This is a genomic window from Curvibacter sp. AEP1-3, from assembly GCF_002163715.1.
In the GTDB taxonomy this organism is placed as follows: domain Bacteria; phylum Pseudomonadota; class Gammaproteobacteria; order Burkholderiales; family Burkholderiaceae_C; genus Allorhodoferax.
Genome location: NZ_CP015698.1, coordinates 2498867 through 2514015, shown reverse-complemented (window position 1 = coordinate 2514015; position 15149 = coordinate 2498867). Strand labels below are relative to the sequence as shown.

The 15149-nt window shown below is 63.6% G+C and carries 14 protein-coding genes; 11 read left to right on the top strand and 3 right to left on the bottom strand.

Translation table 11 applies throughout. The features are described from left to right. Positions 1–71 precede the first annotated feature (71 nt). Both glcE and glcF read left to right on the top strand, forming a co-directional pair. Positions 72–1226, top strand: coding sequence for a glycolate oxidase subunit GlcE (glcE, locus tag AEP_RS11730; protein ID WP_087495547.1), 1155 nt, complete (start codon positions 72–74; stop codon positions 1224–1226). A 1-nt stretch (position 1227) separates the two neighbouring features. Continuing rightward, the gene (glcF, locus tag AEP_RS11725) at positions 1228–2463 is read left to right on the top strand and encodes a glycolate oxidase subunit GlcF (RefSeq protein ID WP_087495546.1); all 1236 of its coding nucleotides are present in this window, start codon (positions 1228–1230) and stop codon (positions 2461–2463) included. Positions 2464–2488: 25 nt separating this feature from the next. Here glcF and AEP_RS11720 read toward each other — a convergent pair whose 3' ends face one another. Beyond that, positions 2489–2971 (bottom strand): glutathione peroxidase, encoded by a 483-nt coding sequence (locus AEP_RS11720; RefSeq protein ID WP_087495545.1) that lies wholly within the window; start codon positions 2969–2971, stop codon positions 2489–2491. A gap of 108 nt (positions 2972–3079) precedes the next feature. Between AEP_RS11720 and AEP_RS11715 the strand changes: the two genes are divergently transcribed. After that, a complete protein-coding gene (locus tag AEP_RS11715; protein WP_087495544.1) occupies positions 3080–4300 on the top strand; it encodes a GGDEF domain-containing protein in 1221 nt (406 codons plus the stop codon). Positions 4301–4329: 29 nt separating this feature from the next. Here AEP_RS11715 and lplT read toward each other — a convergent pair whose 3' ends face one another. Then, a complete protein-coding gene (lplT, locus tag AEP_RS11710) occupies positions 4330–5613 on the bottom strand; it encodes a lysophospholipid transporter LplT (RefSeq protein ID WP_087495543.1) in 1284 nt (427 codons plus the stop codon). A gap of 126 nt (positions 5614–5739) precedes the next feature. Here lplT and alr point away from each other — a divergent pair, with 126 nt between their 5' ends. Next, positions 5740–6834, top strand: a complete 1095-nt coding sequence (gene alr / locus AEP_RS11705; RefSeq protein WP_087495542.1) for an alanine racemase — start codon at positions 5740–5742, stop codon at positions 6832–6834. Between the two features lie 6 nt (positions 6835–6840). Then, entirely contained in the window at positions 6841–8052 is a 1212-nt protein-coding gene (locus tag AEP_RS11700) for an HD-GYP domain-containing protein (protein WP_087495541.1), read from the top strand. On the opposite strand, the gene AEP_RS11695 is transcribed toward AEP_RS11700, so the two are convergent. After that, on the bottom strand, positions 8053–10653 hold the full coding sequence (locus AEP_RS11695; RefSeq protein ID WP_232459816.1) for a cation-translocating P-type ATPase: 2601 nt from the start codon (positions 10651–10653) through the stop codon (positions 8053–8055). A gap of 157 nt (positions 10654–10810) precedes the next feature. Here AEP_RS11695 and radA point away from each other — a divergent pair, with 157 nt between their 5' ends. From radA to AEP_RS11665, 6 genes are all read left to right on the top strand, one after another. Beyond that, on the top strand, positions 10811–12178 hold the full coding sequence (radA, locus tag AEP_RS11690) for a DNA repair protein RadA (protein WP_087497302.1): 1368 nt from the start codon (positions 10811–10813) through the stop codon (positions 12176–12178). Positions 12179–12217: 39 nt separating this feature from the next. Further along, positions 12218–12553 carry a hypothetical protein gene (locus AEP_RS11685; protein WP_087495539.1) on the top strand — a complete coding sequence of 112 codons (336 nt, stop codon included), beginning with the start codon at positions 12218–12220 and terminating at the stop codon, positions 12551–12553. A 69-nt stretch (positions 12554–12622) separates the two neighbouring features. After that, complete coding sequence (locus tag AEP_RS11680; protein ID WP_087497301.1) at positions 12623–13057, top strand: DUF1924 domain-containing protein; 435 nt, start codon at positions 12623–12625, stop codon at positions 13055–13057. A gap of 27 nt (positions 13058–13084) precedes the next feature. After that, positions 13085–13612, top strand: a complete 528-nt coding sequence (locus AEP_RS11675; protein WP_232459815.1) for a diheme cytochrome c — start codon at positions 13085–13087, stop codon at positions 13610–13612. Positions 13613–13627: 15 nt separating this feature from the next. Then, a complete protein-coding gene (locus AEP_RS11670) occupies positions 13628–14389 on the top strand; it encodes a cytochrome b/b6 domain-containing protein (RefSeq protein WP_087495538.1) in 762 nt (253 codons plus the stop codon). An 89-nt stretch (positions 14390–14478) separates the two neighbouring features. Next, a complete protein-coding gene (locus AEP_RS11665; RefSeq protein ID WP_087495537.1) occupies positions 14479–15147 on the top strand; it encodes a response regulator transcription factor in 669 nt (222 codons plus the stop codon). The last annotated feature ends 2 nt before the right edge of the window (positions 15148–15149 follow it).

Sequence of the window (15149 nt, the reverse complement as noted above, 5' to 3'; positions counted from 1 at the left end):
GCAAATTTCCGGCGCTTTTGCGTTCAAAAAATTCACACAAGGGGCAGGAGCGGCCGCTTACCATTGCCGCCATGTCCCAATCGCCCGACGCCCTTCAGTCCTTCGTTGACCAGATCCGCCAAGCCGCTGCGCAGCGCACGCCGCTGCAGATCCGTGGTGGTGGTAGCAAAGACTTTGTTGGCTGTCTGCAACCGGCAGCTTTGTTGGATACCCGCAGTTTGACCGGTGTGGTGGACTACGCTCCCAGCGAGCTGGTGGTCACCGTAGCTGCAGGCACGCCTTTGTCAGAGCTCGAAAGTCTTTTGCTCGCCCAAGGGCAGTGCCTGCCCTTCGAGCCGCCGCACTTCGGATGGTCCGGCAGTGCCAGCCAAGCCACCGTCGGGGGTATGGTGGCCAGCGGGCTGGCCGGCCCGGCCCGCGCCAGCGTGGGCAGTGTGCGTGACTATGTGCTGGGTCTCAAGCTCATCAACGGGCAAGGCGAGCGGCTCACCTTCGGGGGCCAGGTCATGAAGAATGTGGCGGGTTACGACGTGTCGCGACTCATGGCAGGCGCCATGGGCACGCTGGGTTTGATCACAGAGGTCTCCCTCAAGGTGCTGCCGCTTGCGCCCAGCGAGGCGACTTTGGTGTTCCCCCTGCCACAGTCGGACGCACTCGAGCACTTGCACCGCTGGGGCGGCGAGCCCCTGCCCTTGAATGCCAGTTGCTGGGTGCATGACGCATCAGCAGGGCAGGCGGGGCGGGATCTGTTGTTTGTCCGGCTGCGGGGTGCTGCAGCGGCTGTGGAAGCGGCGTGCGGTCGCATGCTGAAAGAGGTGCCCGGGGAGCGTATGGACAAGTCGGAAGCCGCTGCAGATTGGGCCTTGTGCCGCGACCAGAAGCTCCCTTTCTTCACTGGAGGAGGCCAAGCTGACCACGTGCTGTGGCGCCTGTCGGTCGCCCAGACTGCGCCGGTGCTGGACCTGCCCTGGCCCCAGTTGGTGGAATGGCATGGCGGCCTGCGTTGGCTCTGGGCGCCCTTGCAGGCAGGCGCACGCTTGCAGGCGGCCGCCAAAGCTGCGGGCGGAAATGCTACTGTTTTTGTAGCTGCTGGCGCAGATACAACGGGCGCCAAGTGCCAAAATCATTCGCAATCTGCGGGGCAGGGCGCTTTGCTCAAGCGCTTGAAGGCTGCATTCGACCCGGCCGGCATTTTCAACCCCGGTCGCCTCTACTCCGACTTCTGACATGCAAACCCACCTCGCCCCCGAATACCAGAATACCGCCGATGGCCAGGCCGCAGAAGCTATTCTTCGCAAATGTGTGCACTGCGGCTTTTGCACCGCGACCTGCCCTACCTACCAATTGCTGGGCGACGAGCTGGATGGGCCACGCGGCCGCATTTACCTGATGAAACAGGTGTTGGAGGGGCAAGAACCCACCCGCGCAACCCAGATGCACTTGGACCGCTGCCTGACCTGCCGCAACTGCGAAAGCACCTGCCCCAGCGGTGTGGACTACGGGCATCTGGTGGACATTGGCCGCAAACTGGTGGATGCCAAAGTGCCCCGCCCCGCTGGCGAAAAAGCCCTGCGTTGGGCTCTCAAGGAAGGCCTGCCTTCTCCCCTGTTCGGGCCGGCCATGAAGCTGGGCCAGCTGGTGCGTCCGCTCTTGCCCCAGACCCTGAAAAACAAGGTGCCGGTGCCGCAGGATGCAGGCGCCTGGCCCGCGCGGCCCCATGCGCGCAAAGCCTTGATGCTGGCCGGATGCGTGCAGCCCGCCATGTCGCCCAACATCAACAGCGCCACCGCACGCGTGCTGGATGCGGCAGGCATACAGCCTGTCGTGGCCCCCGCCGCCGGTTGCTGCGGTGCGGTGAAATTCCACCTGAATGACCAGGACGGCGGCAAAGCCCACATGCGCGCCAACATCGATGCCTGGTGGCCCTACGTCGAGCAAGGCGTGGACACCTTGGTGATGAATGCTTCCGGATGCGGCGCCACCGTGAAAGACTATGGCCACATCCTGCGCGATGACCCGGTCTACGCGGAAAAGGCCGCCCGCATCAGCGCGTTGACCAAGGATTTGAGCGAGCTATTGCCGGAACTCGTGCCGGCGTTGAAACCACGCCTGCAGCTTGGCGCTGACACGCCTGCCTTGGTGTTCCACCCGCCCTGTACCTTGCAGCACGGCCAGAAGCTCAAGGGTGGCGTCGAGATGCACATGACCGCATTGGGCTTCGCCGTGCGGGTAGCGGCCAACGAGGCACACCTGTGTTGTGGGTCAGCCGGCACCTATTCGGTGCTGAATCCTGAGATCTCCTACCAGCTGCGTAACCGCAAGCTGGGCCACCTGGCACCTGCGGCCCACGAGGTCATCATCAGTGCCAATATCGGCTGCATCAGCCACCTGCAAAGTGGTACCGAGACCGCCGTCCGTCACTGGGTGGAAGTGTTGGATGCTGCACTGAGCGCCGCACCCTGAGCGCAGCGCCTTCCGGTAGCGGGTCTCAGGCCAAGGCGGCTTCGATGTCCTTGGCCAGGCTGGCGGGTGTGTCCGTCGGCGCATAGCGCTTGAGGACCTGCCCATCTTTGCCGATCAGGAACTTGGTGAAATTCCATTTGATCGCCTTGGTGCCCAGGAGACCGGGCGCCTCTTTCACCAGCCACTGGTACAGCGGATGGGCATCACTGCCGTTGACCTCAATCTTGGCCATCATGGGAAAACTCACGCCGTAGTTGAGTTGGCAAAACGAAGAGATTTCATCATTGCTGCCGCTGTCCTGGGCGCCGAACTGGTTGCAGGGAAAGCCCAGCACCACCAATCCCCGGTCGCCATATTCTTTGTGCAGATCCTCCAGCCCGGCGAACTGCGGGGTGAAGCCACAAGCGCTGGCCGTATTGACGATCAGCATGGCCTTGCCTTCGAATTCCTTCAGTGAAACCGTCTTTCCCTGGATGGTCTGGGCTTCAAAGTCGTAAACGCGCGTCATAAAAACTCCTCGGTGGGCAAACTCCAATCTCAACCATACCAGTTGCGTAAAGAGCTTGTGCTGGCATGCCAATGCTGGGAAGATTTGTCATGGGGAAGGAGACCATGCTTGGAACCATCACAAGAGACCACCGGATTTCTCGCCCGCTGGCGCGCCTCGCAAGAGGCCAATCACCAGGTGCAAGGCGAGGCCACCATGGAGTCGTTGCGTCGCTTCCGGGGCGTGGCTTGTTTCACTGCACCCCTGCACGCCATTCTGGCGCTGGTGTTTGCGTCCTACTCACCGCCCGCAGCGCATCCCGAATTGGCGCAATGGGCCCGTGCCCTGGTCGATGCCCAACTGGCAGCGTTTGTCGGTGTGGTGATTACCGGCTTGATGACGCACGCGCTGTTGCGCCGGCGGCAGCGCGCCAATGCTGCCGCGATTGCCCTGCAGATTGCGATATCGGGCTTGTATCTTTACTTCGGCGCCCATGTCACTTTGATCGATCTGGTGTTCAATGCCGGGGCCGGGTTGGCCAGCTACCTCATGATTTGCATCATGTTCGGTGTTCTCTCGCTGATGCGGCCGGCCATTTCCGTGCCGGTGTTCGGCATGACGTACCTTGTGTTCGTATCCATGCTGGAGCACGCATCGGTGAACCCCTTGCAGCTCACGAGTCTGCATGTCATCGCAGCGGTTGCTCCGGCTTTGGCGTTGGTCACGGCGTGGATGAACTGGTCGCAATATGCCAAGTCCGTCCTGCTGCGCCGCCAGCTCAAACGTAGCAACGAGGCACTCGTCGTCCAGCAGCAGGAGCTCGCGTTTCTGGCGGACCACGACGCCCTGACCGGGCTCTACAACCGGCGCGAGTTCATCCGCCTGGCGCAGATGGAACTGCTTAGGGCCACCCGTGTGCCATGTGAAACTGCCGTCATCATGGTCGACCTGGATTTCTTCAAGAAAATCAATGACCGCTATGGCCACCCCGGGGGCGATGCCGTGCTCAAGGCCACTGCCGCCTGCCTGAACCAGGCATTGCGCGCCACGGATACGCTGGCCCGCTTGGGAGGGGAAGAGTTCATTGTGCTGCTGCCGGCCACGGGCCGGGAGGGCGCACTGCAGGTGGCCACCAAGCTGCGTGATGCGGTGCGTAACGCTGCCATCGCATTCGACGGCGGGCTGATTGCCGTTACTGCCAGTTTCGGGGTCAGCAGCGTTCCGGCGCAAAAGCACGGCACCGTTGATGCCATTTACGCCGCCGCAGACCGGGCCTTGTATGTGGCCAAACAACTGGGGCGTGACCGCGTGGAGTACGCTGCCCCGGAAGCCTCAGAGCTCCGACCCTAACCCTGTGTGGCCGGCGCTGCGAACTTCAATCAACCGTGCAGGTTGTCGTTGCGCGCGATATCCAGCAAATGGTTCACTTCGGCCGCGTGATCGCGGCAATTGCGCTCATGCCAGCGCTTGATGAGCCACATGAAGCCGGCCACCACAATGCCGAACGCGCTGATGGCGCCGAACGCCGACAGCCCCAAGCTGGTCGACAAGGCGTAGAACCCGCCCAAGCCCAGAATGCAGGCCTGCTCGTTGAAGTTCTGAACCGCGATAGAGCGGCCTGCGCCCATCAGGTTGTGGCCCCGGTGCTGCAGCAAGGCATTCATGGGTACTACCAAAAAGCCGCCCAGGCCCCCCAGCAGAATCAAGAACGGAGCTGCCACCCAGACGTTGTTGATGAAGTTGAGCAAGATCACCAGCAGGCCCATGGCAATGCCCAAGGGAATGACGTTCACGGCATGCTCCAGGCGCATCCGCAAAGAAGCCACCACCGCACCGACGGCGGTACCGATAGCCACCACGCCGACCAGCGCCGAGGCTTGGGTGACGCTGTAGCCCAGCGCCGCTGCGGCCCAGGCCAGCACGATGTAGCGCAAGTTGCCGCTCACACCCCAGAACAGGGTGGTGGTACCCAGAGAAATCTGGCCCAGCTTGTCTTTCCAGAGTTTGCTGTTGCAGGTCCAGAAATCTGGCAGCAGGCTCAGCAGGTTCTTGGGCATGGCGCGCATGCTCACGCCCGTTTCCGGAATGCGGGTGTTGAACCAGGCGGCAATCAGGTACACAAAAATCAGAACCCCGATCGCTGCTTCCGGTGCGGTGTCAATACTGGTGGTAATGAACGGGAAATCAAATGACAGCAGCGCACTCGAAATCATCGGGCCTACCAATTGCCCGCCCAGCAACACGCCCAGGATGATGGATGCGATCGTCAGCCCCTCAATCCACCCGTTGGCTTTGACCAATTGGGAGGCAGGCAGCAGCTCGGTAAGGATGCCGTACTTGGCCGGGGAGTAGGCCGCAGCCCCCAAACCCACAATGGCGTAGGCCATGAGCGGATGGGTGCCGAACAACATCAGCAGACAGCCTACGACCTTGATGCCGTTGCTGATCAGCATGACTTTGCCCTTGGGCATGGCGTCGGCAAAAGCACCCACAAAAGGCGCCAAAACGACGTAAAACAATGCAAACATGGGCACCAGCGCAGCCTGCAGCCACTCCGGAGAACCGGAACTGCGCAATAGCTGGACGGCTCCCACAAACAAGGCGTTGTCGGCCAGCGAGCTGAAAAACTGCGCTGACATGATGGTGAAGAAGCCGCGTTTCATGGGTGGGGTCAAGGCGTATTAGCGGGGCTAATGCGCAGGATATTGTTGTGAGTCTCCAAACGTGCAACGGTTATAGCACGGTAGGGAATGTCAAAATCTTCGCAGTCCCTTCTTGCCTCTCACTCCATGCCACGTCCCATACAAGCCACCATTCATACCCAGGCCCTGCGCCACAACCTTGAAGTCTGCCGCCGCGCTGCGCCGGATGCCCGTATCTGGGCCGTGGTCAAAGCCAACGCGTATGGTCATGGCATCGAGCGCGCTTTCGAGGGCTTGCGGGGGGCTGATGGCATTGCGCTGCTGGACCTGGAAGAAGCCCAGCGGGTACGCAACCTGGGTTGGCGTGGGCCCATCCTGTTGCTTGAGGGCGTGTTTGAACAACGCGACCTGGAGCTGTGCTCACGCTTGGGACTGTGGCACACCGTGCACTGCCAGGAGCAGATCGACATGCTGGCCATCCACAAAACCAACGAGCCACACCGCGTGTTCCTCAAGGTCAACTCCGGCATGAACCGCTTGGGCTTCCAGCCGGAGCAGGTGCGTTCCGCCTGGACCCGCTTGAATGCGTTGCCTCAGGTGGACGAAATTTCGCTCATGACCCACTTCAGCAACGCCGACGGCCCCAAAGGCATTGCTGGCCAGATGGCCGTGTTCAAGCAAGCCACTGACGACCTGCCCGGTGAGCGCACTGTCAGCAACAGCGCGGCCACCCTGCGCCATTCCGGCCCCGGCCTGGTGTCAGACTGGGTGCGCGCCGGCATTGCCACCTATGGCAGTGCGCCGGACTACCCGGAGCACGACATCGCGCATTGGGGTCTGCAGCCCACCATGACGCTTGCTGCAAAAATCATAGCTACCCGCGCACTTTCCGCGGGCGATACGGTTGGGTATGGCTCCAACTTCACAGCCGACAAGCCGATGCGCATCGGTGTGGTGGCCTGTGGCTATGCCGACGGCTACCCCCGAATTTGCCCGACCGACACCCCGGTGCTGATCAATGGCGTGCGCAGCCGCGTTGTGGGCCGCGTCAGCATGGACATGATTACCGTCGACCTCGACCCGGTGCCCCAGGCCGGCATGGGCTCCGAAGTCACTTTGTGGGGCCGCGCAGCCAACGGTGCGGTGCTGCCGATTGATGAAATTGCCGCGGCGGCTGGCACCGTTGGCTATGAATTGATGTGTGCGCTCGCACAGCGGGTACCGGTGGTCGTGGCAGACTAGCCCCCCATGAAATATGTGCCCATCCCCATTGCCATGCTGGAAGTGGGCCGCCCTTTGCCTATCGACATCTGGAGCGATACCGGCCAGCTACTCCTGAAGAAAGGGCAACCGGTCGTTTCCGAGCAGCACCGGGACAAGCTCCACGCCTTCAACGCCAGCTCCACGCCGGGCGACGCCATGGCCTGGCAGCGTGCCTACGAGCGCATGGTGCACGAGATGCTGCGCGATGGTGTGGATGTGCAAACCATTGCCAAAGCGCCTATGCCCTCCCGCATCCGCGAGGTGGACTATGTGGTGGGCACCCCGCTGAGCGGCGGCTGGCCGGATTTGCAGGACGTGCTGCGCGGCATCCTCTACCAAGGCGGCTTGGCCATCAACCCGCTATCCCGCCTCGACGGCATTGCCCGCAGCGTACTCAAGCTGATGGCTGCTGATGCGGACGATGCCTTGTTTCGCCTGTTTCAGATGCTGGGCGACAACAGCCTGGGCTACTGCTCCACTCATGCGCTGCTCACCGGCGCCATCAGCCTGCTCACCGCCGAGAAACTGGGTCTGGACGCGAGCCTGCGTCGCAGCCTGCTGGACGCAGCCCTGACCCAGAATATCGGCATGGCACGGGACCAGGACAGCTTGTCCCGCCAGAACACGGCACCGTCAGAGTGGCAGCGCAAGCTGATTGCTGAGCATGCAAGCCTGAGTGCCGACACCCTGCGCAACCTGGGGTTGGAAGACGAGGACACGCTGGATTTGGTCCGCTGGCACCACCAGCCACAAAGCATGGATGCGTTGCCCCGCAATCGCATGGCGCGCCGCGTGCTGGCAACGGCGGATGCCTTCGTCGCCAAAATGGCAGCCCGCAAAACCCGGTCGCCCTTGCCGCCGATTGCTGCCGCCAAGTCGATTTTTGCCGGCACTGAAGGAGATGCAGCCAATGTGGGTGCTGCGATGGCCACCACTACGGGCTTCTACCCCCCGGGCACGTTTGTCTTGCTCGCCAATGGCGACACCGCGGTCGTTGCCCAGCGGGGCACGCGGGCCAATGCCCCCTGGGTGGTGCCGGTGATGGACAAAAACAGCATGCCCGTGGTGCAGTACATCTGCCGCGACACCAACGACCCGGCGTGGGCTTTGGTAACGCCCCTGAACTTCCAGTCGGTGAAGATAGCCGTCAGTGCCGACCGGGTGCAGCGCGCCCGCAGCCGGCTGCCCAAGGCCTGATCAGGCTCCCGGCGGGGTAGGGTCTTGGCGGCCTGCCCATTTCAGGCCTGCGCAGGCCAGCAAGGTAAGCCCTACCAAAACTGCGCACACCGCCCATTGCTCTGCATCCAGTGCCGCGAAAGCCGCCAATTGCCGTATCCACGGTACGTACACCATGGCTAGCAACACGCCCATTGCCACCGCACATACGCCCCATAACACGCCATTGGGACGCAGCAGCCAGGCGCGCGGGTTCAGCTGGGCGCTGCGGTTCATAAAGATCAGGCTCAGGTTGACCAGCAGCAGGGTGGCAAACGCCAGTGTGCGCGCATGCTCCGGGCTGGCATGGGCCAGGCCCCAGGCCATGGCGCCCACAACCGCCAGCAAACCCACGACGCCTTGCGCAAGCGCCTGCCAGAGGGTGCCACGGTTCAGCAAAGCCGCCTTCACATCGCGCGGGGGCTGTTGCATGCCGCTTTGCTCGGCGGACTCGTTTTCAAACACCATGGAGCAGGCCGGGTCTATCACCAGTTCCAGAAAAGCAATGTGCAACGGGAACAAGGCGGTCGGCCAGCCCAGCAGTACCGGCAGCAGCGCCATGCCGGCAATCGGCACATGCACCGCCAGCACATAGGCCATGGACTTGCGCACATTGTCAAAAATGCGCCGGCCCAACCGCACTGCGGCAGTGATGGACGCAAAGTTGTCGTCCAGCAGCACCAAGGCTGCCGATTCGCGCGCCACATCAGTACCGCGTTGCCCCATGGCAATGCCTACATGGGCCGCTTTGAGGGCAGGGGCGTCGTTCACACCGTCGCCGGTCATGGCCACGATCTGCCCTTCGGCTTGCAGGGCCTGCACGATGCGCAGCTTTTGCACCGGCGCCACCCTGGCGCACACCCGGGTGTGGCGCATGCGCTCGCGCAAGGCTGCGTCGTCCAGGGTGTCGATGTCGTCTCCATTGAGCACTTCATCGGCCGCCGTGTTACCCGGCCCTGTGGCTGCGGTGAGGATGCCCGCGTGTTTTGCGATGGCAGTGGCCGTGCCCGGGTGGTCGCCGGTGATCATCACCACCCGGATACCTGCCTGTAAACACTCCGCCACCGAGTCGGCAATACCCAGGCGCAGCGGGTCTTCCAGCCCGATGAGGCCGAGCAAGGTGAAGTCGAAATCGTGCTCCTGCCCCGGCAGGGTGATAGTGCCCGCTGCACCCGGTACCCGGCTGGAGGCCACGCCCAGCACGCGCAGTCCTTGGTCTGCCAATGCAGCGGCTGCCGCTTGGGCACGGGCCAACTCGGCAGGCGGCAGGTGGCACAGGTCGAACACCGCCTCGGGCGCGCCCTTGGCGGCTACGATGTGGGCATCGCCGTCATCGGCCGTCCACACATGCGACATGGCGCGCAGCTGCGGGCTCAGGCCGTATTCGCGCACCAGGGTCCAGTCGCGGTGCAGGTGCTCGGTGTCTTGCAGGGTCTGGGCGCCCAGCCGGTGGAAGGCCTGTTCCATCGGGTCAAACGGCTCCTCCACACTGGCCAGAATGGCGTACTCGGCCACGCGGTGAAACGCCTCCGGCAACGCGTGGGGTTCGCCGTCAGGGAGGGCCAGAGTTTGATCTGCTGCCGTGCCACCATAGGCAAACAAGGCGGCCACCCGCATGCGGTTTTCGGTCAGGGTACCGGTTTTGTCCACGCAGAGCACCGAGGTCGCCCCCAGAGTTTCAATGGCGGCCAGGCGGCGGGTCAGCACCTGCTGTTTGGCAAGCCGCCAGGCACCCAATGCCGGCAGCACGGTGAGGATGACGGTGAATTCTTGTGGAAGCAAGGCCATGGCCAAGGCGATGCCCGAGAGCAGGGCGGCGGTCCAGTTGCCGTGCATCAGTCCACTGGCCAATATCAGCAGCACGCTGGCAGCAAACGCCACCACCGCCAGGCGTTTGACCAGCACGGTCGTTTGTTGCTTGAGCGGCGAGTCTTCCGGGCCCAAGCCGTCCAACGCGCTGCCGATGCGCCCCATGGCCGACGCCGCGCCGGTGTGCTCCACCCGCGCCAGCCCGTGGCCGCGCACCAGCAGGGTGCCGCCGAAGAGGGCGGCGTCGCCCCCGGTGGCGGCCTTTTCGACGGGCACCGATTCGCCGCTGAGCATGGACTCGTCCGCCATCACATCGCTGCCGCTCAAGAGCGTGGCATCCGCGGCCACCCGGTCGCCCTCGGCCAGCACCAGCACATCACCCGGCACCACGGTGCTGCCCGGCACGGCTTGGGCCTTGCCGTCGCGCAGCACCTGGGCCTGCGGGCTGGCGAGCTGGCGCAGGGCCTGCATGGCGTGTTCGGTTTTGCCTTCCTGGTAGAGCGTGAGCGCCACCACCATCACCACCAGCCCGAGCAGAATGCCGCCCTCCTGCCAGTCGCCCAGCAGGCCGTAGAGCACGGCAGCACCCAGCAGCAGCAGGAACATGGGCTCGGTCAGGGTCTCGCGGGCGATGGCGGTCCAGCGCCGTGAGCCGGCGCCGGGCAGTGCGTTGGGGCCGTGGTCGTCCAGCAACTTGACGGCCTGTACGTTGCTCAGGCCTTGGGACGCAGTGCTGTCGGCAGTGGAGGCCATTGTTTCAGGTGAAATTGGCATGTAGCCCCTGTGGAATGTGCGCGAGCAGCTCCTGATTTAGTAGCAAACTCCCGGGGCACTTGTCACCATGCTAGAGATGCATGGCGTTGCCGTCTGTGATCTGGCGCATGGTCTGCGCAGTTTGGTATCTGTGGTTTTGTACAGTATTATTCCCGCCATGGCCAAAGACAAAACCATCTACACCTGCAACGAGTGCGGCGGCACCAGCCCCAAGTGGCTGGGCAAATGCCCGCACTGCAACGCCTGGAACACGCTGATCGAATCCGTGGCCAGCAACGATGGCCCGGCCAAAAACCGCTTCGCCTCGCTGGCCAAGACGGCCGAGGTCACGGTGCTCTCCGACATCGAAGCCCAGGACGTGGAGCGCACCCCTACCGGCCACGAGGAGCTGGACCGTGTGCTGGGGGGTGGTATGGTCGAAGGCGGCGTGGTGTTGATTGGCGGCGACCCCGGCATCGGCAAGTCCACACTCTTGTTGCAGGCACTCGATTCGCTGCAGCGCTCCGGCAAGAACACCCTCTACGTCACCGGCGAAGAGAGCGGGGCGCAAGTCGCTTTGCGCTCGCGCCGCCTGGGGCTGGACCACTCGCAGGTGAAAGTGCTGGCCGAGATTCAGCTCGAAAAAATCCTCGCCACCCTGGAGGCCAACCGCCCGGACGTGGCGGTGATCGACTCCATCCAGACCGTGTACTCCGAGCAGCTCACCAGCGCGCCGGGCTCGGTGGCACAGGTGCGCGAGTGCGCAGCCCACCTGACCCGTGCGGCCAAGGCCAGCGGCACCGCGATCGTGCTCGTGGGCCATGTGACCAAAGAGGGCGCGCTGGCCGGGCCGCGCGTGCTGGAGCACATGGTGGACACGGTGCTGTACTTTGAGGGCGACACGCACAGCCAGTTCCGGCTGGTGCGCGCCATCAAAAACCGCTTTGGAGCGGTCAACGAGATTGGCGTGTTCGCCATGACCGAAAAAGGCCTGAAGGGCGTGAGCAATCCGAGCGCCATCTTTCTGAGCCAACACGCCGAGCCGGTGCCCGGCAGTTGTGTGATGGTCACGCTGGAAGGCACCCGCCCGCTCTTGGTGGAAATTCAGGCGCTGGTGGACATGGGTGGCCCGTCGCCCCGCCGGCTGAGCGTGGGCTTGGACAAAGACCGTCTGGCCATGCTGCTGGCGGTGTTGCACCGCCACGCTGGCGTGGCGTGTATGGACCAGGATGTGTTCATCAACGCGGTGGGCGGCGTGCGCATCGGCGAGCCGGCGGCTGACTTGGCAGTCATGCTGTCCATCACCTCCAGCCTGCGTGGCAAGCCCTTACCCAAAGGCTTTATCGCGTTTGGCGAAGTGGGTCTGGCCGGGGAGGTGCGCCCCGCGCCGCGTGGGCAGGAACGTCTGAAGGAAGCCGCAAAGCTCGGTTTCACCATGGCCGTGGTGCCCAAGGCGAATGCGCCCAAAAAACCGATCGATGGCATGACCATCCACGCGGTGGAGCGGGTGGAAGAGGCCATGAACGTGGTGCGCGACTTGACCTGAGGCAATACGTCCGGGCCCGCATCTGCCTACACTGCAGGCATGCGCTGGCTGAACAAACTGCCTCAATCGATCCGCTCAGCCTCCGGGCTGGAGTGGGCCTTGTGGCGCAAACTGCCGCTCATTGCCCTGGCGGGCACCGCGCTGCCTTTGTTGGGGCTGGCGCTCTACCACGCGGGCGCGGATGCCGGTAACCCTGCAGAGGCGCGGGCGCTGCACCTGGCGGATTTCATAGTATTCGGGGTCATCGTGTTCCACTGGACGCTGGTGATCACAGCGGCCATCGGGTGCGTGGTGGTCATGGTGATGAAGGGCCCCGCCTATGTGGCTGACGGGCTGGACGTCAGCCACAGCGAGCAACCGCGCACCGACCTGTAGCGCGCCGCAGCGCAGCGCTTAAGACCTGCTTAATCTTCGCGGGCCACCATGCAGGTCATGGAGGTCACCATGTCACTCATCCCCGTTACAGCAGTTGCTGCAGCCCGCTTTGCAGCGCGCACGCTGGCATTCGCTACCGTCCTTGCCGTCACCCAGGCTGGAACTGCCTGGGCCGGCACCCCGCAAGAGCAGCTGGGCACCTTGAGCGCCCAAGCAGGCCGCAGCCCGAATGTGGCGCAGGGTCAGCAGTTTTTCAATGCCAAACATGGTCGTGAATGGAGCTGCGCGTCCTGCCACAACGCCCAGCCCACGGGCGAGGGTAAGCACGCGAATACGGGCAAATCCATCTCCGCGCTGGCCCCTGCTTTTAACCCCGAGCGCTTCACCGATCCCGCCAAAAGCGAGAAGTGGTTCCGCCGCAACTGCAATGACGTGCTGGCCCGCGAATGCACGGCCGCCGAGAAGGCCGATGTGCTGGCCTGGCTGATGAGTCTGAAGCGCTGAGTTGTGCCCCTTTGCAAAGGAAGAACTATGAAAAACAAGCCCCTGGCGCCCGTCCGATATGCGCGAGCAGCTATGAAATGGATAGCAATTGTGCTGCTGGCCGGCGCTGGCCTGGCGCGCGCAGACAGTCCGCAGCGCGTCGCACCGCTGCCCAAGTACCAGCAGGAGTGCGCCGCTTGCCACTTGGCGTATCCGCCCGGCATGCTGCCCGCCGCATCGTGGAAGCGACTCATGGGATCGCTGTCCACCCATTACGGTACCGATGCATCACTCGACGAAGCCAGTGTGCGGGAAATCAGTGGCTGGCTGCAAACCCATGCCGGCACTTACAAGCGGGTGTCTGAAGAGCCGCCGCAAGACCGCATTACCCGGTCGCAATGGTTCGTGCGCAAGCACAACGAGGTGGATCCGCAAATCTGGAAGCAGGCGGCTGTCAAAAGCGCCGCCAACTGTGCGGCCTGCCACACCGCGGCCGACAAGGGCAGCTTCCGCGAATCCGAAATCCAATTTCCCAAAGGCCTGGACGCGCGCTTTCGCCGCAACTGGTCTGATTGATGGAGAGTTAAGTTCATGTCTTCCACTTCATTGCCCGGCCCGGCAGCCATGGCCCCTGCCGGAAACCCCGTCCCTGCCAAGCGAAGCCGCCGCATCGTCGATGCGCCCACCCGGGTGTTCCATGCCTTGTTTGCACTCTGTTTTTTAGGCGCTTACCTCACTGCCGAGGGCGAGTCCATGCGGCTCTTGCACGTCACGCTGGGTTACAGCATGGCGGGCTTGCTGGTGTTCCGCTTGGTGTACGGGCTGGTCGGGCCCCGCCACGCGCGCTTGAGTCTGCTGGCAGGCAAGCTCCGGTCGCTACCGCAATGGCTGGCATCCGTGGTCCAGGGCACCGCAGACCGGAAATGGGCTGCGGTGAACTGGCGCCAAGGGCAGAACCTGGCGCTTGCGGTGGCGGTCGTCGCCTTGATGGTGCTGGTGGTGCCGCTCACGCTGTCGGGCTACGCCACGTACAACGAATGGGGCGACTGGTTGGGAGACGTGCACGAACTAGCTGGTAATGCGTTCCTGGTCGTGGTGCTGGTGCATGTGGGCATCGTGCTGCTGCTCAGCCTGCTGCGTCGCAAGAATATGGCGATGCAAATGGTGCACGGTCGCGGGCAAGGGCCGGGCCCCGACTTGGTGAAACGCAACCACGCGTGGCTGGCGGTCTTGATCCTGGTGGCGGTGCTGGGCTACTGGAGCTGGGAGTGGCAGCAGTCGCCTAATGGCTTGATCTCTGCGCAGGCTGTCACTGACCTTCTGAGCGGGCGGGAGTCCGGCGATTCCGATTGAGCAACGATCAAGAGTTACGCGCGCTTGGTGCGTGCAAAATGACAAGGCGCACTCCCTGTGCCTCTCCCTGAGTTTTGATGGAATGACCCATGCGTATCCTGCTGGCTGAAGACGACCCCATGCTGGGCGATGGCCTGCGCGCCGGCCTGCGGCAGATGGGTTTTCAGGTGGACTGGGTGCGCGACGGCGTGGCCGCCGAGCGCGAGCTGCGCGCCGTGGACTACGCCGCTGCGGTGCTCGATCTCGGCCTGCCCGGCAAAGATGGCATGGAGGTGCTGCAGGCCCTGCGCGCCGCGCGCAACACCACCCCCGTGCTGGTGCTCACGGCCCGTGACGCGGTGCCCGACCGCATCCGCGGGCTGGACGCCGGTGCCGACGACTATGTGCTCAAGCCGGTGGACCTGCACGAGCTGGCTGCGCGCTTGCGCTCCCTGGTGCGCCGCTCGCACGGGGTGGCGCAAGACATCTTGCAGGCCGGCGCGCTGAGCCTGGACCCGTCGGCCCGGCAAGTCACGTGGATGGACGAGGCCGTACCGCTGTCTACCCGCGAATTTGATTTGCTGCATACCTTGATGCGCAGTGCCGGCCGCGTGCTGTCGCGCGAACAGCTGGAGCAGCAGATGTACAGCTGGGGCCTGGAGGTCGAGAGCAACACCATCGAAGTGCATATCCACCACCTGCGTCGCAAGTTGCAGGCAGATGTCATCCAGACCGTGCGCGGTGTGGGCTACATGCTCAACCCTCGGGCGGGCGTTTGACC

Excerpts from the sequence above, each read along its gene's own strand:
- glcE (WP_087495547.1), top strand. The coding sequence starts at position 72 with ATGTCCCAATCGCCCGACGCCCTTCAGTCCTTCGTTGACCAGATCCGC.
- glcF (WP_087495546.1), top strand. The coding sequence starts at position 1,228 with ATGCAAACCCACCTCGCCCCCGAATACCAGAATACCGCCGATGGCCAG.
- AEP_RS11720 (WP_087495545.1), bottom strand. The coding sequence starts at position 2,971 with ATGACGCGCGTTTACGACTTTGAAGCCCAGACCATCCAGGGAAAGACG.
- lplT (WP_087495543.1), bottom strand. The coding sequence starts at position 5,613 with ATGAAACGCGGCTTCTTCACCATCATGTCAGCGCAGTTTTTCAGCTCG.
- alr (WP_087495542.1), top strand. The coding sequence starts at position 5,740 with ATGCCACGTCCCATACAAGCCACCATTCATACCCAGGCCCTGCGCCAC.
- AEP_RS11700 (WP_087495541.1), top strand. The coding sequence starts at position 6,841 with ATGAAATATGTGCCCATCCCCATTGCCATGCTGGAAGTGGGCCGCCCT.
- AEP_RS11695 (WP_232459816.1), bottom strand. The coding sequence starts at position 10,653 with ATGCCAATTTCACCTGAAACAATGGCCTCCACTGCCGACAGCACTGCG.
- radA (WP_087497302.1), top strand. The coding sequence starts at position 10,811 with ATGGCCAAAGACAAAACCATCTACACCTGCAACGAGTGCGGCGGCACC.
- AEP_RS11685 (WP_087495539.1), top strand. The coding sequence starts at position 12,218 with ATGCGCTGGCTGAACAAACTGCCTCAATCGATCCGCTCAGCCTCCGGG.
- AEP_RS11680 (WP_087497301.1), top strand. The coding sequence starts at position 12,623 with ATGTCACTCATCCCCGTTACAGCAGTTGCTGCAGCCCGCTTTGCAGCG.
- AEP_RS11675 (WP_232459815.1), top strand. The coding sequence starts at position 13,085 with ATGAAAAACAAGCCCCTGGCGCCCGTCCGATATGCGCGAGCAGCTATG.
- AEP_RS11670 (WP_087495538.1), top strand. The coding sequence starts at position 13,628 with ATGTCTTCCACTTCATTGCCCGGCCCGGCAGCCATGGCCCCTGCCGGA.
- AEP_RS11665 (WP_087495537.1), top strand. The coding sequence starts at position 14,479 with ATGCGTATCCTGCTGGCTGAAGACGACCCCATGCTGGGCGATGGCCTG.